The following is a 20,755-nucleotide window of genomic DNA, read 5'->3' as shown; positions in this document are numbered from 1 at the left end:
CACATCATGGCCCTCGGGCCACTGTCACCGCAGTTCGCGGCCGACGCATCCTGGGCGCATGACCACGATGAAGGCGATCAGCCAAGACAGCTACGGCGGCCCGGAAGTCCTGCGTGAGGTCGAGATCGACCGGCCGTCGCCCGGCCCCTCCGAGGTGCTCGTGCGCGTCCGCGCGGCGGGCATGAACCCGACCGACTGGAAGCACCGCCGGTTCGCCGGCTTCCTCGACCGCCTGCCGCTGGTGCTCGGTTGGGACGTCTCCGGGGTGGTCGAGGCGGTCGGCACCGGTGTCACGATCCACCGGGCCGGCGACGAGGTCTTCGGCATGCTCCCCTACCCGTACGGCGTCGGCTCGTTCGCCGAGTACGCGGTCGCGCCGGCCCGCGCGCTGGTCCGCAAGCCGGCGAACGTCGACCACGTCCAAGCGGGCGCGATCCCGCTGGCCGCCCTGACGGCCTGGCAGGTCCTGGTGGACGCCGCGGACGTGCGGCCCGGCCAGCGCGTCCTGATCCACGCCGCCGCGGGCGGGGTCGGCCACCTCGCCGTGCAGATCGCCAAGGAACGCGGCGCGCACGTGATCGGCACCGCCAGCGCCCCCAAGCACGCGCTGCTGCGCGAACTCGGCGTCGACGAGCCGATCGACTACCGCACCCAGGACTTCACCGGGATCGCCCCGGTCGACCTGGTGCTCGACACGGTGGGCGGCGAGACGGCCGTCCGCTCGCTCGACATCCTGAAGCCCGGCGGCCAGTTGATCTCCATCGCACTCCGCGAGGTCCCCGCGGACCTGTGCGAGCAGGCCGGGGCCCGCGGGATCCGGGCCTACCCGCTGCTGGTCGAGGCCGACCAGGCGGGCATGCGCGCGATCAGCGAGCTGCTCGCCGCCGACAGGCTCAGGGCGGTGATCGAGGCCACCTTCCCGCTCGACCAGGCCGCCAAGGGCCACGCGTTGGGCGACACCGGGCGGGTGACCGGCAAGGTCGTGCTCACCGTCCCGTAGGGCCGTGGAAAGAAAGACCTCGGCGAGTGCGACCGAACCGGCCTCCCGAACCGTCCCATCGGGCAGAGCCCCGCGAACGAGCGGGTCCGCATAGCCGGCGTGCGGTCGACACCAGAGGACATCACGTGACGTCAGAGGACTTCACCGAAATCGACGGAATCGACGGATTCCGCACCGCACTCGATGACGAGCTACTCGCACTGACCCCGCCGCCGCTGGGCGACGTGGTCGGCGCGGCGGCCCAGCGCGGACGCCGGATCCGGCGGCTGCGGGTGATCAGCACGGCGGCCGCGTCGGTGGTCGCGCTGGCCACCCTCACCGCGCTGCTGACCGGTCCGCTCAACCCGGCCGCCCGGCCGCGCGAGCTGGGTGCGGCGGCCGGACCGTCCGTCGTCGCCGGCCAGCCGTCCCCGGCCCCGACGCCCACGCCCACGCCCACGCCGACGGCGGGCGACACGCCCACCGCGAGCCCCTCGGCAAGCCAGGGCGCCCCGGCCGCAGCGGCCGGCGGGGCCGACGCGACCGGCGCCGCCGTGCTGCAGGCCCTGCTGAACCTGCTGCCGAAGGGCGTCACCACCTCCCACCTCGCCGCCAACGACGCGAGCGTCAACGGCAACGAGATCACCGAAACCGGCGCCCAGGTCTACCTGACCACCCCGGCCGGCACCGGGATGATCCGGGTGGACGTGGGCAAGGGCGACGGCAGCGATCTCTGCGCCCGCGGCGCGACGTGCTACCGGGACAGCCGGGGACAGCAGGTCTCGGTGCTGACCCTCCCGGGGAACTGCGTGCAGAGCCTGGTCGTCACCGTCGAGCACCCCGACCACAGTGTGGTCATGATCAGCGTGGCAAGCTGCCTCGCCTGGGACGGCAGCGCCAACCGGCCCGGGGTCCTGGCGCTGACGGCCGACCAGGCGGCGGCGATCGCCGGCGACCCGACGCTCGCGGCGACGATGCCCGCCGAGTACGTCGCCGAGGCGAACGCCCGCTACGGCGGCGTGCCCACGTTCAGCTGATCCGGTCCGCCGCGGCTCCCGTCCCCGGGAGTCGCGGCGGCTTTCGTCGTCCGTCCCACCGCCTGCCCAGATCGGGGTCCCAGTAGTGCGCAACGAAGCAGACTTCACCGCCTTCGCGCAGGCCGGCGCGGTCCGCCTGCGTCAGATCGCCTACCTGATGTGCCGGGACTGGCACCTCGCGCAGGACCTCACCCAGACCACGCTCACCAAGATGTACGTCGCCTGGAACCGGATCAGCCGCCGTCCTGAGCTGGACCCCTTCCTGTACGCCCGCAAGGTGCTGCTGAACTCGCTGCTCGACCACCGCAGGCTGCGCAGCAGCGGCGAGCTGGCCACCGACCAGCTCCCGGACCGGCCGGGCGCCGCCGACCCGACCGCCGTCCGGCTCACCCTGCTGGACGCGCTCGCGCTGCTGCCCAAACGGGACCGGGCGATCGTGCTGCTGCGCTACTGGGAGGACCACAGTGTCGAGACCACCGCCGAGATCCTGGGGGTGAGCCCCTCGGTGGTGAAGTCGCAGAGCATGCGCTCGCTGGCGGTGCTCCGCGAGCACCTGGGCCCGGACCGCGAGCTGCTCTTCGGCTGAGCCCCGTCGCACGACCGGGGGGCTGCCGCCACCGCGCCCCCATCGGGTTGGATGGGCGGATGAGTAGCGAGAAGCACGACACGCCCGCCTGGGAGCAGCGGTTCCGGGCGGCGCGGGTCTCCCTCCCCGACTGGGCGGACGACGCGCCCGACCGGTCGCTGTACGTCTCCAACGCCACCGGCAGCTACCAGGTGTACGCCTGGGACCGGGCCACCGGCACCCACCGGCAGGTCACCGACCGCCCGCACGGCACCACCGACGCGGCGCTCTCCCCCGACGGCGCCTGGGTCTGGTGGTTCGACGACACCGACGGCGACGAGTTCGGCGTCTGGCGCCGGCAGCCGTTCGAGGGTGGCCCGGACCAGGAGGCGGTGCCCGGACTCGCCCCGTCCTACGAGGCCGGCCTGGCGCTCGGCCGGGACGGCACCGTGGTCGTCGGCCGCTCCACCGACGAGGCGGGCACCACCCTGCACCTGCTCCGGCCGGGCGCCGCGGAGCCGGTCGAGATCTACCGGCACGCCGAGTACGGCAGCGTGGGCGACCTCTCGCACGACGGCACACTGCTCGCCATCGAGCACACCGAACACGGCGACGCCATGCACAGCGCGATCCGGGTGGTGCGGACCGGGCGGGAGTACCCCGGATCGGAGGCCGGGGGAGGCTCGACGGTCGCCGAGCTGGACGAGGTGACCGGCCGTGAGCAGCCGCTCGGCCTGGCCTGCCTGGGCTTCGCCCCGGTGCCCGGGGACAGCCGGCTGCTGGTCGCCCACCAGCGGCACGACCGCTGGGAGCCGATGCTCTGGGACCCGCTGACCGGCGTCGAGACCGAGCTGCCGCTGCGCACCGCGGACGGGCGGCCGCTGCCCGGCGACGTCTCGGCGCAGTGGCGGCCGGGAGCCGGGGCACTGCTGATCGAGCACGAGTTCGAGGCGCGCAGTGAGCTGTTCTCCTACGACCTGGCCGACGGCACGCTGACCCGGCTGGAGACCCCGCGCGGCACGGTGGCCGGCGCCACCGCCCGGCCGGACGGGACCGTCGAGTTCCTCTGGTCCTCCGCCGCCGAGCCCTCGGTGGTCCGCTCCACCGCGGGCACCGTGGTGCTGCGGGCCCCCGGCGCGGTGCCGCCCGGCTCGGTGCCGGTCGAGGACGTCTGGGTGGACGGGCCCGGCGGGCGGGTGCACGCGCTGGTGCAGCGCCCGGCCGGCGCGGGTCCGTTCCCGACCGTCTTCGAGGTGCACGGCGGCCCGACCCACCACGACAGCGACTCCTTCGCGGCCGGCCCGGCCGCCTGGCTGGACCACGGCTTCGCGGTGGTCCGGGTCAACTACCGTGGCTCGACCGGCTACGGCCAGGCCTGGACGGACGCGCTGCGCGAGCGGGTGGGCCTGATCGAGTTGGAGGACATCGGCGCGGTGCGCGCCTGGGCGGTGGCGTCCGGGCTCGCCGACCCGGCCCGGCTGGTGCTCTCCGGCGGCTCGTGGGGCGGCTACCTGACCCTGCTCGGCCTCGGCACCCAGCCGGACGCCTGGTCGCTGGGCCTGGCCGCGGTCCCGGTCGCGGACTACCTGACCGCGTACGGGGACGAGATGGAGGCGCTCAAGTCGCTCGACCGGACGCTCTTCGGCGGCACGCCGGAGGAGGTGCCGGAGCGCTGGCGGGCCTCCTCACCGCTGACCCACGTGGCCAACGTCCGGGTGCCGCTCTACCTCAGCGCCGGCCTGAACGACCCGCGCTGCCCGATCCGGCAGATCGAGAACTACGTGGCGCGACTGGTGGAGCTGGGCGTCCCGCACGAGGTGTACCGCTACGACGCGGGGCACGGCTCGTTGGTGGTGGACGAGCGGATCAAGCAGCAGCGGCTGGAGATCGACTTCGTCCGGCGCCACCTGGGCTGACGCCGGACAGGCCCTGGGCCCGGTCCGGGACCGGGCTCCGGATCAGTCCAGGACCGGGGTGAGCCCGAGCGCCCGGTCCTGGGCGGCCTCCGCCTCGCGGCGGGCCAGCCGGAACCACATGAAGCCGACGAAACCCGCGAAGGCGAACCACTGCAGGGTGTAGCCGAGGTTCTGGAAGGCCCGGGCGGTCAGCCCGTTCCCGTCGTCCGGCTGGGTGGTCGGCACGGCGGTCAGGCCGGCCGGGACGGTGTCGGCGGCCACCCATCCGTCGTAGGTCGGATAGGGCAGCAGGTTGACCAGGGTGGCCGGGCTGATCATGCCGAGCTGCCCGTCCGGCAGGCCGCCGGCCACCGCGCCGGAGGTGTCGGCGGTCTCGTCGGCCTGCAACCGCCCGGTCACCGTGACCTGGCCGGTCGGGGCGGGAGGGGGCGTGCCGGGGTTGCCCTCGACCCAGCCGCGGACCACCGAGACGGCCGGGCCGGCCGCGGTGCGCAGCGGGGTCAGCACGTAGTAACCCTGTTTCCCGTTGACCGTCCGGTTGGGCACCAGCAGCTGGTGCGCCGCGTCGTACGTCCCGGTGGCGGTCACCTCGCGGCCCAGCGCGCCGGTGGTCAGCTGGGCGGTCGGCCCGGGCAGCAGGGCCTCGAGCGGGCTCGCGGCGGCGGGCCGCGCCGGCGTGCTGGCCCGCGTGTGGTGCTGAGGGTGCGAGACACCGGCCGCCGCCTCGAACCGGCTCAGCTGCCAGGTGCCCAGCCAGACGCAGACCACGATGGCGGCGATCGACAGGACGGTGCTGCCGAGCCAGCGCGGAGTCAGGAGGAACCGGTACACAGCCCCACGGTAACCAGCGATCCCACCGGCCCGGACGCAGGGTCCCCGTCCGGCGGCGCGCGGGTGCGCCGACCGCCGGACGGGCCGGGCTCAGGAGGCCGCCTGCGGCACCGAGCGGTAGAGCGTCCCGCCGCCGCACACCCCGTCGATCACGGTGCTGGCCGCGTCCGGGCCGGTTCCCAGCGGCTGGTGGCCGACGGTGAGCGAGGCCGGCACGGCCGGGGCGGCGGTTGCGGCCGGGGACGGCGAGGCGGCGGGCGAGGCCGGGCCGTCGGCCACCGGGGCTGCCGGGCCGGCCGTGCCGTTGGAGAGCGCCGGGCCGGCCGAGACCGGGGCGCCGGCGCCGGCCGGGCTGGGGCTGGGCGAGGCGCTCGTCCCGGCCGTTCCGGCCCCCTGGCCGGCCGACTGGACCGGGCTCGGGCCGGCGACCGGGCAGAGGCTGTCCGGCACCCAGGCGAACGGCAGCCGGTAGCTGGCCGCGGCGGCCAGCAGCAGCCGGGCCGGCAGGCTCGCCGGGTCGGGCAGGCCACCGGCCGGGTCGCCGACGGTGTGGGCCACCACCCGGATCGCGCCCGTCCCGCCGCTGACCGAGACCGTGCCCGGATCGGCCACCACGCACGGGTGCCCGGAGACGTTGGCCACCGAGAAGTACCCGTACCGCCGGCCGGCCGCGTCGGGCGCCCCCAGCTGCGCGGCGCCGCCGCCCAGATCGGTGCGGACGCAGTCGGGCGCGCCGGCGGCCGCCGCGGCCGAGCCGGCGGCGCTGGCGCTCGGCCCGCCGGCCGTGACGCTGGGCCCGGCCGAGACCGGCTCGGCCGGGGCGCTCGGGCTCGGCAGACCAGCGCTCGCCGCCGGGACGGGGAGCGGAACCTGTCCCCGCGCCGGCGCGGACGGCCGGGGCGCCGGCGCGGCGGCCGCGCCTCCGTTGCCCCCGCCGGGCGCCGAACCGTCCGAGAGCTGCAACGCGCCGAGGCTGTTCAGGGTCGGCAGCACCGCGGTGGCCAGGGCGACCACGGCCGCACCGGTCCACACCTGCCGGTGCCGGGCCCGCCGGGCCGGGATCGCCCGGCGGATCCGCGGCAGCGCGTCCGCCGCGGGTTGCAGTCCGTCCACCGCGCCGTGCAGCAGCGCCCGCAGCGCCGCCTCCTCGCCGCGGCCCTCGGCCGCCGCCTCCGCCCACTTCGCGTCCCGGCCGAACCGATCCTCAGTCATGACTGCTCTCCATCAGCACCCGCAGCGCCGCCAGGCCGCGCGAGCCGTACGCCTTGACCGCCCCCACGGAGACCCCCAGCACCTCGGCGACCTGAGCCTCGGTCAGATCGGCGTAGTAGCGCAGGACCAGGACCTCGCGCTGCCGCCGCTGCAGGCCGCGCAGGGCGGCCCTCAACTGGTCGCGTTCCAGAGCATCGTAGGCGCCCTCCTCTGCGCTGGCCATGTCAGGCATCGGCTTGGGCAGCAGGCGCAGACCCAGGATCCGCCGGCGAAGCGTGCTGCGGGACAGGTTGACGACGGTCTGGCGCAGGTAGGCCAGGGTCTTCTCGGGGTCGCGCACCCGGCGGCGGGCCGCGTGCACCCGGATGAACGCCTCCTGGACGACGTCCTCGCAGGAGGACAGGTCGTCCAACAGCAGCGCGGCCAGCCGCAGCAGTGAGCGGTAGTGGGCCCGGTAGGTCTCGGTGAGCAGGTCGACACTGGCTCCCGCCGTGTCGGTGGCGGCCATGGTCATCCCCGGCTCAACCGGTTGCCGGACAAGCGGAAGGACCCCCGCCAGGGGCAGCCGCACCGTCGGATCCACACCCACCGCCACCAGGTCTGTCACGCCCGTTGGACACTTGATCCCCCCTCAGGGTTGCCCCGTTCGGCGGACATTCTTCCGCACGCGACGGAGCCCCCTCCACCTGAAGGGGGCTCCTCGGGATCCGGACCCGGCCTCAGCCGATGAATTCGGCCGCCACCAGCTCGGCGATCTGGGCGGTGTTCAACGCCGCGCCCTTGCGCAGGTTGTCCCCGCAGAGGAAGAGGTCCAGCGCGTTCGGGTCGTCGAGCGAGCGGCGCACCCGGCCGACCCAGGTCGGGTCGGTGCCGACCACGTCGTTCGGGGTCGGGAACTCGCCGGCCGCCGGGTCGTCGTACAGCACCACGCCGGGCGCCCGGGCCAGGATCTCCTGCGCGTGCAACTGGCTGACCTCGCGCTCGAAGACCGCGTGCACGGCCAGCGAGTGCGTGGTGACCACCGGGATCCGCACGCAGGTCGCGGCGACCTTGAGGTGCGGCAGCCCGAGGATCTTGCGGCTCTCGTCGCGGACCTTGAGCTCCTCGGAGGACCAGCCGTCCGCCTTGAGCGAGCCGGCCCACGGCACCGCGTTCAACGCCAGCGGGGCCGCGAACGGCCCGTTGTCGCCGATCACCGCGCGCAGGTCGCCGGCCAGCTCGCCGACCGCGGTGCCGGCCACCTTCGCGGTCTGCTCGCGCAGCGCGTCGATACCGGCCTGCCCCGCGCCGGAGGCCGCCTGGTAGGAGGCGACCACCAGCTCCCTGAGCCCGAGCTCGGAGTGCAGCGCGCCCAGCGCGACGATCATCGACAGGGTGGTGCAGTTCGGGTTGGCGATGATCCCGCGGGGCCGGAGCCGGGCCGCGGCGGCGTTCACCTCGGGCACCACCAGTGGCACGTCCTCGTCCATCCGGAACGCCCCGGAGTTGTCGACCACGACCGCGCCCTTGGCGGCGGCGATCGGCGCCCACTGGGCGGAGACCTCGTCCGGGACGTCGAACATCGCGATGTCGATGCCCTCGAAGGCCTCCTCGGTGAGCGCGACCACCTCGGCCTCGCGGCCGCGCACGGTGAGCCGGCGGCCGGCCGAGCGCGCCGAGGCGATCAGCCGGATCTCGCCCCAGACGTCCTCCCGGGCGGAGAGGATGCCGAGCATCACCGTGCCGACCGCGCCGGTCGCGCCGACCACGGCCAGATTGGGCCTGCGCCGCGCCGCCGCCGACTGCTCCGGCGACGGCTCGGCGGCGGTCATCGCCCGGTCCCGCCGTAGACGACGGCTTCGTCGCTGTCCGAGTCCAGGCCGAACGCGGTGTGCACGGCGCGGACCGCCTCGTTGACGTCGTCGGCCCGGGTCACCACGGAGATCCGGATCTCCGAGGTGGAGATCAGCTCGATGTTGACGCCTGCCTCGGAGAGCGCCTCGAAGAAGGTCGCGGTGACCCCCGGGTTGGACTTCATGCCCGCGCCGACCAGCGAGATCTTGCCGATCGCGTCGTCGTAGCGGAGCGACTCGAAGCCGATCCCCTCGCGGACCCGGCTCAGCGCGTCGATCGCCTTCTGGCCCTCGGTCTTCGGCAGCGTGAAGGAGATGTCGGTGAGACCGGTCGACGCGGCGGAGACGTTCTGCACCACCATGTCGATGTTGACCTCGGCGTCCGCGATGGCGCGGAAGATCCGGGCCGCCTCGCCCGGCTTGTCCGGGACGCCGACGACCGTGATCTTCGCCTCGGACGTGTCATGGGCGACTCCGGAGATGATGGCCTGCTCCATCTCGCCCCCTTCGGGCTTGGTCGGGTTGGTGTTGCTGACGATGGTCCCCGGCAGACCGGAGAACGACGATCGTACGTGGATCGGGATGTTGTAGCGCCGTGCGTACTCGACACACCGGTCGAGCAGCACCTTGGAGCCGGACGAGGCCAGCTCCAGCATGTCCTCGTAGGCGATCCAGTCGATCTTGCGGGCCTTCTTGACCACCCGCGGGTCGGCGGTGAAGACGCCGTCCACGTCGGTGTAGATCTCGCAGACCTCGGCCTCCAGCGCAGCGGCCAGCGCGACTGCGGTGGTGTCCGAGCCGCCCCGGCCCAGGGTCGTGATGTCCTTGCTCACCTGGGAGACGCCCTGGAAACCGGCCACGATCGCGATGTTGCCCTCGTCCAGGGCGTTGCGGATCCGGCCCGGCGTGACGTCGATGATGCGCGCCTTGTTGTGGACCTGGTCGGTGATCACACCGGCCTGGCTGCCGGTGAACGACTGGGCCTCGTGCCCGAGCGATTTGATCGCCATCGCCAGCAGGGCCATCGAGATCCGCTCTCCAGCGGTCAGCAGCATGTCGAACTCACGACCGGCAGGAATCGGGGATACCTGCTCGGCGAGTTCGATGAGCTCGTCCGTCGTGTCGCCCATCGCGGACACCACGACGACGACCTCATGGCCGGCCTTCTTGGTGTCGACAATTCGACGGGCTACGCGCTTGATGCCCTCGGCATCCGCAACGGATGAGCCGCCGTACTTCTGCACGACAAGGCCCACGTGCGCTCCTCGACTAAGTCGTCTTCGGGGGGTGGTGCCCGGCGCGGGGTGGCGCCGTCCGGTCCCCCCAGACCCCCTGGGAGGGGGTACTGCGGTCGCCGGCCAGTCTACCGAGCGGGGACCGGGCGTCAGTCGCATTCCATATGATGAGACTGGCATTTCAGCAAATGGACAGCGATTCGGGTGCCCGCCCGGCGACTCTGCGGGCCGGGCGGCGGCCGGTCGAAAGAATTCCACGGGGTCGGGCGCATCGGGGCCGGATTTGCCGGTCGAAGATTTTTCGAGGATTTCCGGGTGGGCCGGCTCAGATCCCGAGTTCGGCCGCCATCAGGTCACCGGCCTGCTGCTCCAGCTGCTCGTCGGTGAGCCCGTCGTCGTCGGTGTCCGCACCGTCCGGGACCGCGCCGATCGGGCTGTCCAGCCGGACGTGCGCGATCAGCGACTGCAGCGCGCGGAGCACCGCCGTGCAGGTCGAGCCCCAGGTGGAGAGGTAGGAGAACTGCCACCACCAGAGCGCCTCGCTGACCCGACCCTCGTCGTAGTGGGTCAGGCCGTGCCGCAGGTCGCTGACCACGCCCGCGAGGTCGTCGGAGATCCGGAACGCGTTCGGCTTCTCCGGCGGCCCGTACGGGTCGAAGACCTCGTGGTAGACGTCGATCGGCGCCAGCAGCTCGGCGAGCCGCTCGCGCACCTCGACCCCGTCCGGCTCCGGGCCGGCGTCCGGCTCGAACCGGTCGTCCGGGAGCACGTCCTCGATCGCGCCGAGCCGACCGCCGGCCAGCAGCAGCTGGGAGACCTCCAGCAGGAGCAGGGAGACCGCGCTGCCCGGCTCGTCGCCCTTGGCGATCTCGGTCACCGCGAGGACGAAGCTCTTGATCGAGTCCGAGATCTGCACCGCGAAGTCGTCAGGTTCCGGGATGTGCACCGGGTGCACGCTCTTGTCAGACATCGAGCAGTCGTCTCCCTTCGAAGGCCCGGCCGAGGGTGACCTCGTCGGCGTACTCCAAGTCCCCGCCGACGGGCAGACCGCTCGCCAGCCGGGTCACCTTCAGGCCCATCGGCTTGCAGAGCCGGGCCAGATAGGTCGCGGTCGCCTCCCCCTCCAGGTTGGGGTCTGTGGCGAGGATCAGCTCGCCGACGGTGCCGTCGGCCAGCCGCGCCAGCAGTTCGCGGATCCGCAGGTCATCCGGTCCGACCCCCTCGATCGGGCTGATCGCGCCGCCGAGCACGTGGTACCGCCCGCGGAACTCGCGGGTCCGCTCGATGGCGACGACGTCCTTGGGCTCCTCGACCACGCAGATGACGCCCAGGTCACGCCGCGGGTCCAGGCAGACCCGGCACTGCTCGGCCTCGGCCACGTTGCCGCAGACCGCGCAGAACCGCACCTTGTCCTTGACCTCCAGCAGCGCGTGCGCCAGCCGGCGGACGTCCACCGGGTCGGACTGCAGCACGTGGAAGGCGATCCGCTGGGCGCTCTTGGGCCCGACGCCGGGCAGCCTGCCCAGTTCGTCGATCAGGTCCTGAACCACGCCTTCGTACACCGCTCTGCCTTCCCACTGCACTCGCCAACGCACTCGTCCTCGCGGACGCCGGCGCACCCGCGCGCTCGTCCGTGCCGCACCCGGCCGTGCTCGACGGTGGTTGCGCCGGTGCCATCATCCAACGATTCGGGCGCCGGACACACCGTCCAGCGCCCGGAAGTCCCCGGATCCTCACATTCCGGTAACCCGGCTGGCGACGATCCGGCCGGGTCGTGCTCAGAAGGGCAGGCCCGGGATACCGCCGCCGAGGCCGCCCAGGGCCTGGGTCAGCGGGCCCATCCGCTCCTGCTGCAGCTTCTGCGCCTCCGCGTTGGCGGCGTGGACCGCCGCCAGGACCAGGTCCGCGAGGGTCTCGGTGTCCTCCGGATCGACCGCCTCCGGGGCGATGGTCAGGCCGAGCAGCACGCCGCTGCCGCTGACCGTCGCCTCCACCAGGCCACCGCCGGCGGAGCCGCTGACCTTGGCCGCGGCCAGCTCCTCCTGGGCCTTGGCGAGGTCCTGCTGCATCTTCTGCGCCTGCATGAGCATCTTCTGCATGTTGGGCTGGCCACCAGGGAACACGGTTCACTCCTGACTGAGTTCGTCACGCTGCGTCATCCGAGTCATCCGACGGACCACGCCGGTTCGAGCCTATGTCCTGCCGCCGGCTCGTCGACACCACCCGGGGCACACCTCAGCCGCCGTGCTGAATCTCCTCCAGCACGGTCGCGCCCAGCTCACGAATGATCAGTTCCTGCGCCGAGACGGACTCCACCGGGACGGCCGGGGCGTCGTCCGCCGCGATGTCCTCGTCCGGGTCGCCGTACTGGTCGGCGTACGGCGCCGGCGGGGGCGGCGGCGAGCCGGCCGGGGGGGCGGCGGGCGGCGCGACCGGGGACGGCGGCACGGCGGCCGGGGCCGCGGGCGGCGGCGCGGCCGACACCGCCGAGGAGGTGTGCGCGAACCCGCCGGACGGCGCCGCGGGCGGGGCGCCCTGGTACGACGGGGCCGCGGGCGTCGCGGCGCGCGGGGCCCCCCAGCCGCCACCCCCGGCACCGGCGCCGCCACCAGCGCCGCCACCGCCGGACGGCGCGGCACTGCCACCGGACGGGTCGACGATGCACTCGACCCGCCAGTCGACGTTGAGCGCATCGGCCAGCGCCTGCCGCAGCACGTCGTCACTGTTGCTGCTGACGAAGCTGTCCCGGGCGCCGGCGTTGATGAAGGAGACCTGGAGTGTGCTGCCGTCGAAGCCGGCCACCTGACCGTTCTGGCTGAGCAGGATCCAGGTGAAGCGACGCCGGTTCTTCACCGCCTCCAGGATCTGCGGCCAGAGCTGCCGCACCTGCGCCGCACCCTGCTGGCCCGCCGCGGGCGCCGGGCCGCCCGCGGGCTGCTGTTGCTGTTGCGGCTGCTGCTGTTGCGGCTGGGTCTGGGCCTGGGCCGGCGGTTGTACCGGCGCCGGGGCCGGGGCGGCCTCTCCCGCCGCCGGGAAGCTGCGCGGGATCGGCCAGGCCCCGGGCGCGGGACCGGCCGGAGCAGACGGAGCGACCGGGACAGCGGCCGGTGCCTGGACCTGCACGGGCGCGGCCTGGACCGGTGCCGGCACGACCGGCGGCGCCTGTACGGGAGCGGCCGCCACCTGCTCCCCCAGCGCCTGCGCCCCCTGCACCCCCATCACGACCCGGCGCTCCAACCCGTCCAGCCGCGCCATCAGCGACAGCTCGTCGCGGTACGCCCCCGGCAGCATCACCCGGGCACAGATCAGCTCCAGCTGCAGCCGCGGCGCCGCGTTCCCCCGCATCTCGGTCAATCCGGTGTTGACGATGTCGGCCGCCCGGCTCAGCTCGGCCGACCCGAACCGGTCCGCCTGCGCCTGCATCACCGCCACCCGGTCGGCCGGCGCGTCGATCAGCCCCTTCTCCCCCGCCTCCGGCACCGTGGCCAGGATCACCAGGTCGCGCAGCCGCTCCAGCAGGTCCGTCACGAACCGCCGCGGATCGTGACCGCCCTCGACCACCCGGTCGATCACCTGGAACACCGTCGCCCCGTCCCGCACGGCGAAGGCGTCCACCACCTCGTCCAGCAGCGCGGAGTCCGTGTACCCGAGCAACGCGGTGGCCATCTGGTACGTGACGCCACCCTCGCCGGCCCCGGCCAGCAGCTGGTCCATCACCGACATCGAGTCCCGCACCGACCCCGCGCCGGCCCGCACCACCAGCGGGAACACCGAGTCCTCGACCTGGATGCCCTCGCGCCCGCAGACCTCGGCGAGGTAGTCCCGCAGCGTCCCCGGCGGCACCAGCCGGAACGGGTAGTGGTGGGTCCGGGACCGGATCGTCCCGATCACCTTCTCCGGCTCGGTGGTGGCGAAGATGAACTTGAGGTGCTCCGGCGGTTCCTCCACCACCTTCAGCAGCGCGTTGAAGCCGGCCGAGGTCACCATGTGCGCCTCGTCCAGGATGAAGATCTTGTACCGGCTGTGCACCGGCGCGAAGAACGCCCGCTCCCGCAGCTCGCGCGCGTCGTCCACACCACCGTGCGACGCGGCGTCGATCTCGATCACGTCGATCGACCCCGGCCCACCGGTGGCCAGATCGCGGCACGACTGGCACTCCCCGCACGGCGTCGGGGTCGGCCCCTGCTCGCAGTTGAGGCAGCGGGCCAGGATCCGCGCGCTGGTCGTCTTGCCGCAGCCGCGCGGGCCGCTGAACAGGTAGGCGTGGTTGACCCGGTTGTTGCGCAGGGCCTGCTGGAGCGGAGCGGTCACGTGCTCCTGCCCGATGACCTCGGCGAAAGTCTCGGGGCGATAGCGGCGGTACAGGGCTAGGGACACGCCATCGACGATATCGGGACAGGCCGACAAACGCGTCCCCCTCCATCCCGCCCCGGGAACGCAAGGACCCCCCGTGCACCCGCCAGAGCCCTCCTACCCTTGCTGCCTTCCGGCCCTGGGGGGGTTCAGAGAGATAACGCCACACGAGGGGCTGGCACCAGAGTAGCGGATCCCGGCCCCTGTCCCCTACCCCCACCCCATCGACGATCCGCAGGCAGCCGCCCACGACCACCTGCGGGATAGCGGTTCGCGAGCACCCCCGAACATGTACTAAGCTCTCCCACGGAGGATTCGCCTAGAGGCCTAGGGCGCACGCTTGGAAAGCGTGTTGGGGGCAACCCCTCACGAGTTCGAATCTCGTATCCTCCGCCAGCTCAAAGGGGCTGCGCCGCTCGACGGCGCAGCCCCTTTGGCGTTCACAGTCTCATCGGCAGTCTCAACGGCCGGTTTCCGGGGACTCCGTCCGGTCGTTCGCTTCCTGCTTCGCCACCTGCCAGATGAGCCCGCCGACGCGCTTCGCCACGTCCGACAGGATGCCGGGCGTCACGTGCTGGTACCGGGCGGCCATCGCGGTGGAAGACCAACCCATGATCTGCATCACCACCCGCTCCGGGACGCCGAGGATGAGCAGCACCGTGGCAGCCGTGTGGCGAGCGTCGTGGAGCCGGCCGTCCCGCACCTTGGCCTCGGCCAGCAGGCGCTTCCACGTGTCGTAGTCAGTGCTCGGCACCAGCGGGACGCCGAACGGCGAGGTGAAGACGTAACCGGTCTCGTGCCACTCAGTCCCCGCTCGACGGCGGTCCCGGTCCTGCTCGGCCTTGTGCAGCTCCAGCAGGCGTGCCAGTTCGTCCGGCATGCCGATGACCCGTCGTCCGGCGCGGGACTTCGTGTTGGCCGTGTCCTCGTTGCGCCGCAGCCGCTGCTTGCAGTAGCCGGGCTTCCGGCCGCAGTCGCCACCCGGGCAGCCGTGCTTGTACTTCGGCCGCAGCCGGTTCTTGCGGACGCGCAGGATCCCGGCAGCGAGGTCCACATCCGTCCAGCGCAGGCCAAGCGCTTCGCCCTGCCGTAGCCCGAGCGCGAGCGCGATGGACCACCGGGCGCTGTTGGGCAGCTTCCCCGCCTCGGTGAGCAGCCGCTGCACCTCTTCGAGGTCGTACGGCTCAACCTCCTCGTCCTCGATGCGGGGAGGCACGGCGAGCATGGCGACGTTCCTGGTGACGTGGCCGCGCCGAAGGGCGTGGTTCAGGGCGGTGCGAACGGTGCGGTGCACCTGGTGGGCCGTGGCGGGCTTGCTGCCCTTGGCCTGCATCTTCGTGTAGAAGCGCTCCAGGTGCTCGGGCTGCAGCTTGTCCAGACGGTGAGCACCGACGCCGGGGATCAGGTGGACGCGCACGGCCACCTCGTACCCGCTGTAGGTGTTCTCCCGGACGGACGGCTTGGCGATTTCTTCGAGCCAGTGCATCAGCCACGCTTTCACGGTCCAGGGCTTTCCCGCCTTGGGCACGTTGCCAGCGTCGCGCTTCTTCTCCAGGTCACGGACCTTGCGGATGACCTCGGCTTCGCCCTTCTTGCTCATGACGTGGCGTCGGTCCGGGGTGCCGTCGTCCTTGACACCGACCGTCACGCGGCCGTGCCAGTAGCCGTCACTGCCGAAGTAGATGGACGATGCTCCGTCGGGCCGCTTGGCCCGCTTCTCCTTCTCGTTCTCCAACATGGCTCCTCAGGCAGCGATGCGGTTGTTTTGGGTGGCGCGCAGCCGGTCCGCGTAGTCGTGGACGGCTGCGGGGTGGACGCGGCGGAGTCGGCCGATGGTCACGGTCTCCAGCTCTCCGGCGGCGATCAGGGCGTAGGCGGTCGTCCGGCCGATGCCAAGCCTGCGGGCGGCTTCCTTCACTTCGAGCAGGGCGAGCGTCGGATCGAAGTCCGCCATGCTGGGCGGGTCCTGTGGGGTGGTCACTTGCCGTCCTTTCTGGCCTGGCGAGGGTGCTGTCCGAGGTGCGGATTTCTGCGTCACTGCGTCATCAGCGTCACTCAGGCTGCTGACCTGCGGCTTTGTGTGACGCGGCGGCCGGCCTTTGCGTCACCGCTGTGTCACGGGCTTCGTCATCGCGTGACGCAGGTGACGCAGGATGACGCAGCGGCCGTCGTCTGCGTCACGGCCGTCCGCGCAGGTCAGTGGCCGTTTTTAGGCTCGCGTGACGCAGGTGACGCAGCGTCTCCCTACTTAGGAAAAAAGAAGGGGTGTCTGTTGTAGTTCGGCGTGCCTCACAGCGAGAAAGAAGGAGCCGCTGCGCGGCACGACCTTTGGGCGGCTTCGCCGAACAGCAAGAAGAGCACCCCCTCGGCCGGGCCGGTGCTCTTCTTGCTTTTCAGGCGACCGGCACGGGTCAGTGCAGCGGGGGCTGCTCGTGCGGGGGCGTGACGGCCGGGCGGGCCATTTCCAGGTAGCGACCCTCGTGCGTGCGGCCGGTGTCGATGAGCACCTGGCGGGCGGCGAGCGTCGGTTGAAGGCGCTTGAGCCGGTCGGAGAGGACTTTGCCGGTGGTCGGCCACCCCTTGGGCAGCGGACGCGGTTCCTCGCCGCTGTAGACGCGGCTCAGGCACTGCAGCCACTCGGTGGAGGTCATGCGCTGCGCCCCGCCAGGCTCGATGGTCTCGGCGTGCCTGAGGACGGTCTGCGCGAGCAGGTCACCCTCGATCACGTCATCGTTGAGGTCGTCCAGACTGGCCCGGTAGGCGGCCAGCGCCCCGAGGCTGGTGGCCGCGTCGAGCTGCGCGCACAGGTGGGCGAAGTCCGCCATCCGCAGATCGGTCGGGGTCTCCGCCTCGGCCGCCCGGACCTTGACCGTCAGGTCGAGCAACGACCCGAGCACAACGGGCAGCACCTCCGAGTACTCCGCCCACAGCTCGGCCTCGGTGCGCCGGACGTGGGGCCGCTCCAGCCGCAGCGGTAGCAACCGCTCCGCCAGGTCGGGCCGGATGACGCCCACGTCGATGCCGGTCAGCAGCAGCGGCCGGCGGTAGCCGACGCGGAAGACGTCCCCGTCGGTGAACAGGGCACGCTTGACGCTCTCGGCCCCGGTCACGATGCAGCACATGGCGTCGGAGAGGTCGGGGGTCATGTGGCTCAGGTTGTCCAGGGCGGTGACCCATCCGGCCGCCACCGCCGCGATCAGGTTCTCCTCGTCCTTTGGGGCCCGGCGCAGGTCGCCGCTCATGCCCTCGATGATCCGCACCAACATCCGCCCGCCGGTGGACTTGCCCGCGCCCTGCGGGCCGGTGAGGAACGGCGCTGGCACCGGGACGGACGGACCGAGGCAGCCGATGAGCCAGGCCAGGGCCAGGCACTCGGCCTGCGCGTTGGCGAAGTTGGTCAGCCTGAGCAGGAGGTCGATGCCCTTGCCGTCGGTGTCCTTGACTGGCACCGGGAGTTCGCCGGTGAGCTGGGTGCGCTTCCAGCACACCTCCCGCGGGTCGGGGGTGAGGATGTCCCAGCCTGCGGGGTGGATGCGCACGGACAGGCCGTCGGCGCGGCCCAGGTCCAGCCACGACGCCCCGTCGAACCCCGGGGCCACCCGGATGTGGACGGGCTGCACCTCCTCGGACAGAGCAAGAGCCTCGATCAAGTCCAACGCCTCCTTGAGAGCGGTTCCGTTGAAAACGCCACGCCCGTCCTTGAACAGGCCCACCATGAGTTCCTGCCGGTGGCTGCCCGTCGTGCCCTGGGATCGGATGGGCCGGGCCACCGGGTGACCGGTCTTCTGCGCGTACACGGTCCCGTCGGCGGTGCGGAAGTACCGGAAGTGCGCCTGCGCGTACTGGGCGATGACCTCACGCGCCGGGGTCTTCTCGTCCTCGGCCACGGCTACAACCCCAACCGGCTGCAGGCGTTCGCCCACGCGTCCGCGCAGTGCCTAGGCGATTCGCCCCGGGCCTGCGCGGCGGTGAACAGCCGCGCGGTGTGCGCCTCGGTCAGGCAGCCGCACCGGCCGTGCGTGGACAGCACCGCCAGGAACGCCCCGTACACCGTGGCGTGCACCGCACAGGAAGCCGCGGCGATGCGCTGCTCCGCCATGGTGATGCCGCGCTCCAGGTAGGCCGGGCTGCGGTGAGGGCACCTGCCACTCCCGGTTGGTGCGGGCACGGTGACGGGCGCCGGCCGCACCGGGGCAGGCTCCTTCACAACCAGTTGACGGACGGTGTCCGGGAGGGCGGTGAGAGCGCCGGTGCCGGGCCCGACCCACCGGGCGTAGGCCATCGCGGACTTGATGTCCACGCCGGGCCGCACCTCGTTCCGGGAGGGCATGGCCCCCTGGTAGAGCCAGTGCTCGCCCCTGGTGGTGCGCACGGTCCGGGTGGCGGGCAGGTTGGCGCGGGCCCACTCGATGGCGTCCGCGTTGTCGAGGTCCACCACGGTCAGACCGGCGCCGCCGGGGTGGTAGGCCACCCCCGCCGCCTCACGCCAGGCCCGCGCCCACGGCGGCGAGTCGAGAACCCAGGGGTCGGTGGTCGCGGCGGCCCAGCCGTGACAGGGGGACGGACAGCCGCAGGGCCCTGCGGCCTTCATGTTCGGCCGGCCGCCGCACACGTTGTTCGCGCAGCGCCGGCAGTTGCCAAACGGCACCTTCCCGGCTCGCAACGGCAGCACGGGCACGCCGCAGGCTGCCAAGGGGAGAGCGGTGGGCAGGTGCTCTCCCCGGATCTCGGTCAGTTGGGTCATGCTGGGGTCTCCTGTTCTCGGTGTGTGAGCAGGGAGGCGGAGCGGCCGGCGGTTTCCTTGGCCGGGATGGCCGGCCGCTCCGCACGGCTAGAACGGCGGTTCTTCGCTGTAGACGGGCTCGCGCCAGCCGAACCAGCGCCGGGCGGCCCAGCGCGGCAGGACCAGGACGCTAAAGCGCCGTTCGGGGGCCCAGCAGGGGCACAGGTCGGTGCCCGCGTACTCGCCGGTCTCCGGGTCGCCGTAGTCCCAGCCGCCGTCACCAAAGCAGTGCGGACAGTTCGGGTTCGGGCGCTGGCTGAGAATCAGGGCGGGCCTGAGGCCGTGGCTCGTGGTGAGCTTCCAGTGGCGGTGCAAGGGCGGGATCTCCTGTCGAGTCGGTCAGCGCCTGTTCGGCGCAGACCTTGTGGGAGGGGCGGCGCTGGTCGTCGCGCAGCGGGGTGGGCCTGCCGCACCAGCGGCACGGCAGGTCCCGTGTGTGGTCGAAGTGGCGGGCGTCGCGCCAGTCCAGAAGCGCCATCGGTGCTGGCCGCTCTGGGCTTCTACGAGTGGTTGGCGCTGTTCCAGCCGCCCCAGTTCAGGTCGGCGAGCGGGATCACGGTGGCTGGACTGCTGGCGGGCACCGGGGTGTCGAAGACGTCCGGGAAGTGCTCCCAGCCGTCTTCGATGCACTCGCAGCCCGTTTCGCGGCACACCGCGGGGCGGGTGTGGACGTGCCGGGGATCCCGGGGGGCGTACCCGGAGCAGCCGACTTCGTCACGGATCAGCGACCGGTAGCCCCAGCAGGTGCGGGCGTAGCGGTTGGCGGCGGCGATGGCGATCCGGGTCGGTACGTGGCCGGGGACGAGCAGGGCGTACGTCTCGTCGTCGGTGGCCCACTCCTCGATGAGCAGGCCGCGGTAGGACGTGCTGGGCTGGTTCAAAGCGGCTCCTCAGAACGGCGGTTCGGCGGAGGTCAAGCGGCGTGGCGGCGGGTGGTCAGGTCGGTGACGGTGGCCAGCCGGACCGGGGCAGGCTCGGCGATCGGGGCAGGCTCCCGGTCGCCGGGCGGGGTGCCACCGCCGTCCGTGGTCTGGTTGGTGGCGCGTTCGGCGGCGGAGTCGGCCAGAACCTGGCGGACAGCGGCGGATTCCGCCTTCGAGCCGCGCCAGGTCCACCCGATGGCCGCGCACAGGGCGGTTTCGGGGCCGAACAGGACCGCGGCGGTGATCAGGTCGGACGTGGTGCTCACGGGGTGCCTCCGGTGCGGGTGGCGAGCGAGAGGGCGTCCAGCAGGTCAGTGCCGAGTGCCGCGCAGCGCTGCTCGATGGCCTGCCAGGACTGCGGGTCGATGTGCATGAGCGCGGCCAGGGCGGCAGCCGGTTGTCCGGCCGCGGCGGCAGTGAGGGCTTCGCGCAGGTGGACCGCGGCCAGGGGCCGGATCGTGGGCGGCAGGGGCGAGTCGGTGGGCGTCATGACGGGGGCCCGGCCGGTTCAGTGGTGGCCGATGGCGGAGACCAGGGCCGCCAGGAGCTGATTGACGGGGCCAGCCAGTCCGGTGCTGGCGGTCTCGAAGCCGCACAGGAACACGATCAGACCGGCGGCGATCCCCACCCGCCGCGTCCAGAGCAGGAGGAGGGTGCCGCCCGCGGCGATGACGGGGACAGCGATGGTGACGAGCATCGTGGTGCCTTCCGGTTCGGTGGGTGGGCGGGGGTTAGCGGGTGCCGTCGCGCCAGGTGCGGTAGACGGCGTTGTAGAGGTGGCGGCCGTAGCGGATGCGGGCGCCGGTGGTCTTGCAGTGGCGGCAGTCCTTGCCGCGGGTGGGGCGTCCCTTGCGGTCGTGGGCGAGGGCGAAGCCCAGGCCGTTGCACTTGCGGCAGCGTCCGAACGGGCTGCTCGCACACACCAGCCCGTAACACAGGGTGATGGCGAGTAGGCAGGCCATAGCAGCGAGCACGGGGGGCTCCCAGGGGCTCGAATCGGGGTTTTCGGGGGTTTTTGCAGGTGGGGTGCTAGGTGCTAGTTCCCAGGCCACTGCGGGTTTTTGGTGCTAGGAGGGGTGCTAGACCTAG

Annotated in this window: 23 protein-coding genes, 1 tRNA gene and 1 other RNA gene; 5 read left to right on the top strand and 20 right to left on the bottom strand. The window is 72.6% G+C overall.

Annotation, left to right across the window (positions count from 1 at the left end):
* Positions 1-67: 67 nt before the first annotated feature.
* The 4 genes from ACZ38L_RS03665 (at position 68) to ACZ38L_RS03650 (ending at position 4,497) form a co-directional block, all read left to right on the top strand.
* Entirely contained in the window at positions 68-1,000 is a 933-nt protein-coding gene (locus ACZ38L_RS03665) for an NADP-dependent oxidoreductase (protein WP_465689107.1), read from the top strand.
* A 125-nt stretch (positions 1,001-1,125) separates the two neighbouring features.
* Positions 1,126-2,016, top strand: coding sequence for a hypothetical protein (locus ACZ38L_RS03660; protein ID WP_465688855.1), 891 nt, complete (start codon positions 1,126-1,128; stop codon positions 2,014-2,016).
* Positions 2,017-2,101: 85 nt separating this feature from the next.
* Positions 2,102-2,602, top strand: a complete 501-nt coding sequence (locus ACZ38L_RS03655) for a SigE family RNA polymerase sigma factor (RefSeq protein WP_465688853.1) — start codon at positions 2,102-2,104, stop codon at positions 2,600-2,602.
* 59 nt (positions 2,603-2,661) lie between these two features.
* Complete coding sequence (locus tag ACZ38L_RS03650) at positions 2,662-4,497, top strand: S9 family peptidase (protein ID WP_465688851.1); 1,836 nt, start codon at positions 2,662-2,664, stop codon at positions 4,495-4,497.
* 42 nt (positions 4,498-4,539) lie between these two features.
* On the opposite strand, the gene ACZ38L_RS03645 is transcribed toward ACZ38L_RS03650, so the two are convergent.
* From ACZ38L_RS03645 to ffs, 10 genes are all read right to left on the bottom strand, one after another.
* Positions 4,540-5,328 (bottom strand): SURF1 family protein, encoded by a 789-nt coding sequence (locus ACZ38L_RS03645; RefSeq protein WP_465688849.1) that lies wholly within the window; start codon positions 5,326-5,328, stop codon positions 4,540-4,542.
* Positions 5,329-5,418: 90 nt separating this feature from the next.
* A complete protein-coding gene (locus ACZ38L_RS03640) occupies positions 5,419-6,540 on the bottom strand; it encodes a hypothetical protein (RefSeq protein WP_465688847.1) in 1,122 nt (373 codons plus the stop codon).
* On the bottom strand, positions 6,533-7,054 hold the full coding sequence (locus ACZ38L_RS03635) for a SigE family RNA polymerase sigma factor (RefSeq protein WP_465688845.1): 522 nt from the start codon (positions 7,052-7,054) through the stop codon (positions 6,533-6,535). The genes ACZ38L_RS03640 and ACZ38L_RS03635 overlap by 8 nt, the downstream gene beginning before the upstream one ends.
* Before the next feature lie 205 nt (positions 7,055-7,259).
* Positions 7,260-8,351: an aspartate-semialdehyde dehydrogenase gene (locus ACZ38L_RS03630; protein ID WP_465688843.1), complete on the bottom strand. Its 1,092-nt coding sequence runs from the start codon at positions 8,349-8,351 to the stop codon at positions 7,260-7,262.
* Positions 8,348-9,628 (bottom strand): aspartate kinase, encoded by a 1,281-nt coding sequence (locus ACZ38L_RS03625; RefSeq protein WP_396556158.1) that lies wholly within the window; start codon positions 9,626-9,628, stop codon positions 8,348-8,350. Before ACZ38L_RS03625 ends, ACZ38L_RS03630 begins: the two co-directional genes overlap by 4 nt.
* Positions 9,629-9,932: 304 nt before the next feature.
* The gene (locus tag ACZ38L_RS03620; protein ID WP_465688840.1) at positions 9,933-10,577 is read right to left on the bottom strand and encodes a DUF5063 domain-containing protein; all 645 of its coding nucleotides are present in this window, start codon (positions 10,575-10,577) and stop codon (positions 9,933-9,935) included.
* Positions 10,570-11,169 (bottom strand): recombination mediator RecR, encoded by a 600-nt coding sequence (gene recR / locus ACZ38L_RS03615; protein ID WP_396556162.1) that lies wholly within the window; start codon positions 11,167-11,169, stop codon positions 10,570-10,572. The genes ACZ38L_RS03620 and recR overlap by 8 nt, the downstream gene beginning before the upstream one ends.
* A 216-nt stretch (positions 11,170-11,385) precedes the next feature.
* Positions 11,386-11,706 carry a YbaB/EbfC family nucleoid-associated protein gene (locus ACZ38L_RS03610; RefSeq protein ID WP_396557352.1) on the bottom strand — a complete coding sequence of 107 codons (321 nt, stop codon included), beginning with the start codon at positions 11,704-11,706 and terminating at the stop codon, positions 11,386-11,388.
* A 136-nt stretch (positions 11,707-11,842) separates the two neighbouring features.
* Positions 11,843-13,984 carry a DNA polymerase III subunit gamma and tau gene (locus ACZ38L_RS03605; protein WP_465688838.1) on the bottom strand — a complete coding sequence of 714 codons (2,142 nt, stop codon included), beginning with the start codon at positions 13,982-13,984 and terminating at the stop codon, positions 11,843-11,845.
* Between the two features lie 62 nt (positions 13,985-14,046).
* Positions 14,047-14,137: signal recognition particle sRNA small type (ffs, locus tag ACZ38L_RS03600), an RNA gene on the bottom strand.
* 131 nt (positions 14,138-14,268) lie between these two features.
* Here ffs and ACZ38L_RS03595 point away from each other — a divergent pair.
* Positions 14,269-14,356 (top strand) — tRNA-Ser (locus tag ACZ38L_RS03595).
* A 64-nt stretch (positions 14,357-14,420) separates the two neighbouring features.
* Here ACZ38L_RS03595 and ACZ38L_RS03590 read toward each other — a convergent pair.
* The 10 genes from ACZ38L_RS03590 to ACZ38L_RS03545 all read right to left on the bottom strand — a co-directional run bounded on the left by ACZ38L_RS03590 (position 14,421) and on the right by ACZ38L_RS03545 (position 20,640).
* Positions 14,421-15,698 carry a tyrosine-type recombinase/integrase gene (locus ACZ38L_RS03590; RefSeq protein ID WP_465688836.1) on the bottom strand — a complete coding sequence of 426 codons (1,278 nt, stop codon included), beginning with the start codon at positions 15,696-15,698 and terminating at the stop codon, positions 14,421-14,423.
* 6 nt (positions 15,699-15,704) lie between these two features.
* Entirely contained in the window at positions 15,705-15,914 is a 210-nt protein-coding gene (locus tag ACZ38L_RS03585) for a helix-turn-helix domain-containing protein (RefSeq protein ID WP_465689105.1), read from the bottom strand.
* A gap of 457 nt (positions 15,915-16,371) precedes the next feature.
* Positions 16,372-17,847 (bottom strand): ATP-binding protein, encoded by a 1,476-nt coding sequence (locus ACZ38L_RS03580; RefSeq protein ID WP_465688834.1) that lies wholly within the window; start codon positions 17,845-17,847, stop codon positions 16,372-16,374.
* A 2-nt stretch (positions 17,848-17,849) separates the two neighbouring features.
* Positions 17,850-18,704, bottom strand: coding sequence for a bifunctional DNA primase/polymerase (locus tag ACZ38L_RS03575; protein ID WP_465688832.1), 855 nt, complete (start codon positions 18,702-18,704; stop codon positions 17,850-17,852).
* An 87-nt stretch (positions 18,705-18,791) separates the two neighbouring features.
* Positions 18,792-19,058 carry a hypothetical protein gene (locus tag ACZ38L_RS03570; RefSeq protein ID WP_465688830.1) on the bottom strand — a complete coding sequence of 89 codons (267 nt, stop codon included), beginning with the start codon at positions 19,056-19,058 and terminating at the stop codon, positions 18,792-18,794.
* 185 nt (positions 19,059-19,243) lie between these two features.
* Positions 19,244-19,624, bottom strand: coding sequence for a hypothetical protein (locus ACZ38L_RS03565; RefSeq protein ID WP_465688828.1), 381 nt, complete (start codon positions 19,622-19,624; stop codon positions 19,244-19,246).
* 32 nt (positions 19,625-19,656) lie between these two features.
* The gene (locus ACZ38L_RS03560) at positions 19,657-19,932 is read right to left on the bottom strand and encodes a hypothetical protein (protein ID WP_465688826.1); all 276 of its coding nucleotides are present in this window, start codon (positions 19,930-19,932) and stop codon (positions 19,657-19,659) included.
* Entirely contained in the window at positions 19,929-20,156 is a 228-nt protein-coding gene (locus tag ACZ38L_RS03555) for a hypothetical protein (RefSeq protein ID WP_465688824.1), read from the bottom strand. Before ACZ38L_RS03555 ends, ACZ38L_RS03560 begins: the two co-directional genes overlap by 4 nt.
* An 18-nt stretch (positions 20,157-20,174) precedes the next feature.
* Positions 20,175-20,363 (bottom strand): hypothetical protein, encoded by a 189-nt coding sequence (locus tag ACZ38L_RS03550; protein WP_465688822.1) that lies wholly within the window; start codon positions 20,361-20,363, stop codon positions 20,175-20,177.
* A 34-nt stretch (positions 20,364-20,397) separates the two neighbouring features.
* Positions 20,398-20,640, bottom strand: a complete 243-nt coding sequence (locus tag ACZ38L_RS03545; protein WP_465688821.1) for a hypothetical protein — start codon at positions 20,638-20,640, stop codon at positions 20,398-20,400.
* Positions 20,641-20,755: the final 115 nt, after the last annotated feature.

The organism is Kitasatospora sp. NPDC024654, from assembly GCF_055559155.1.
Note: the sequence above shows the minus strand (reverse complement) of the source record. Positions and strands in the feature narration are given on the sequence as shown.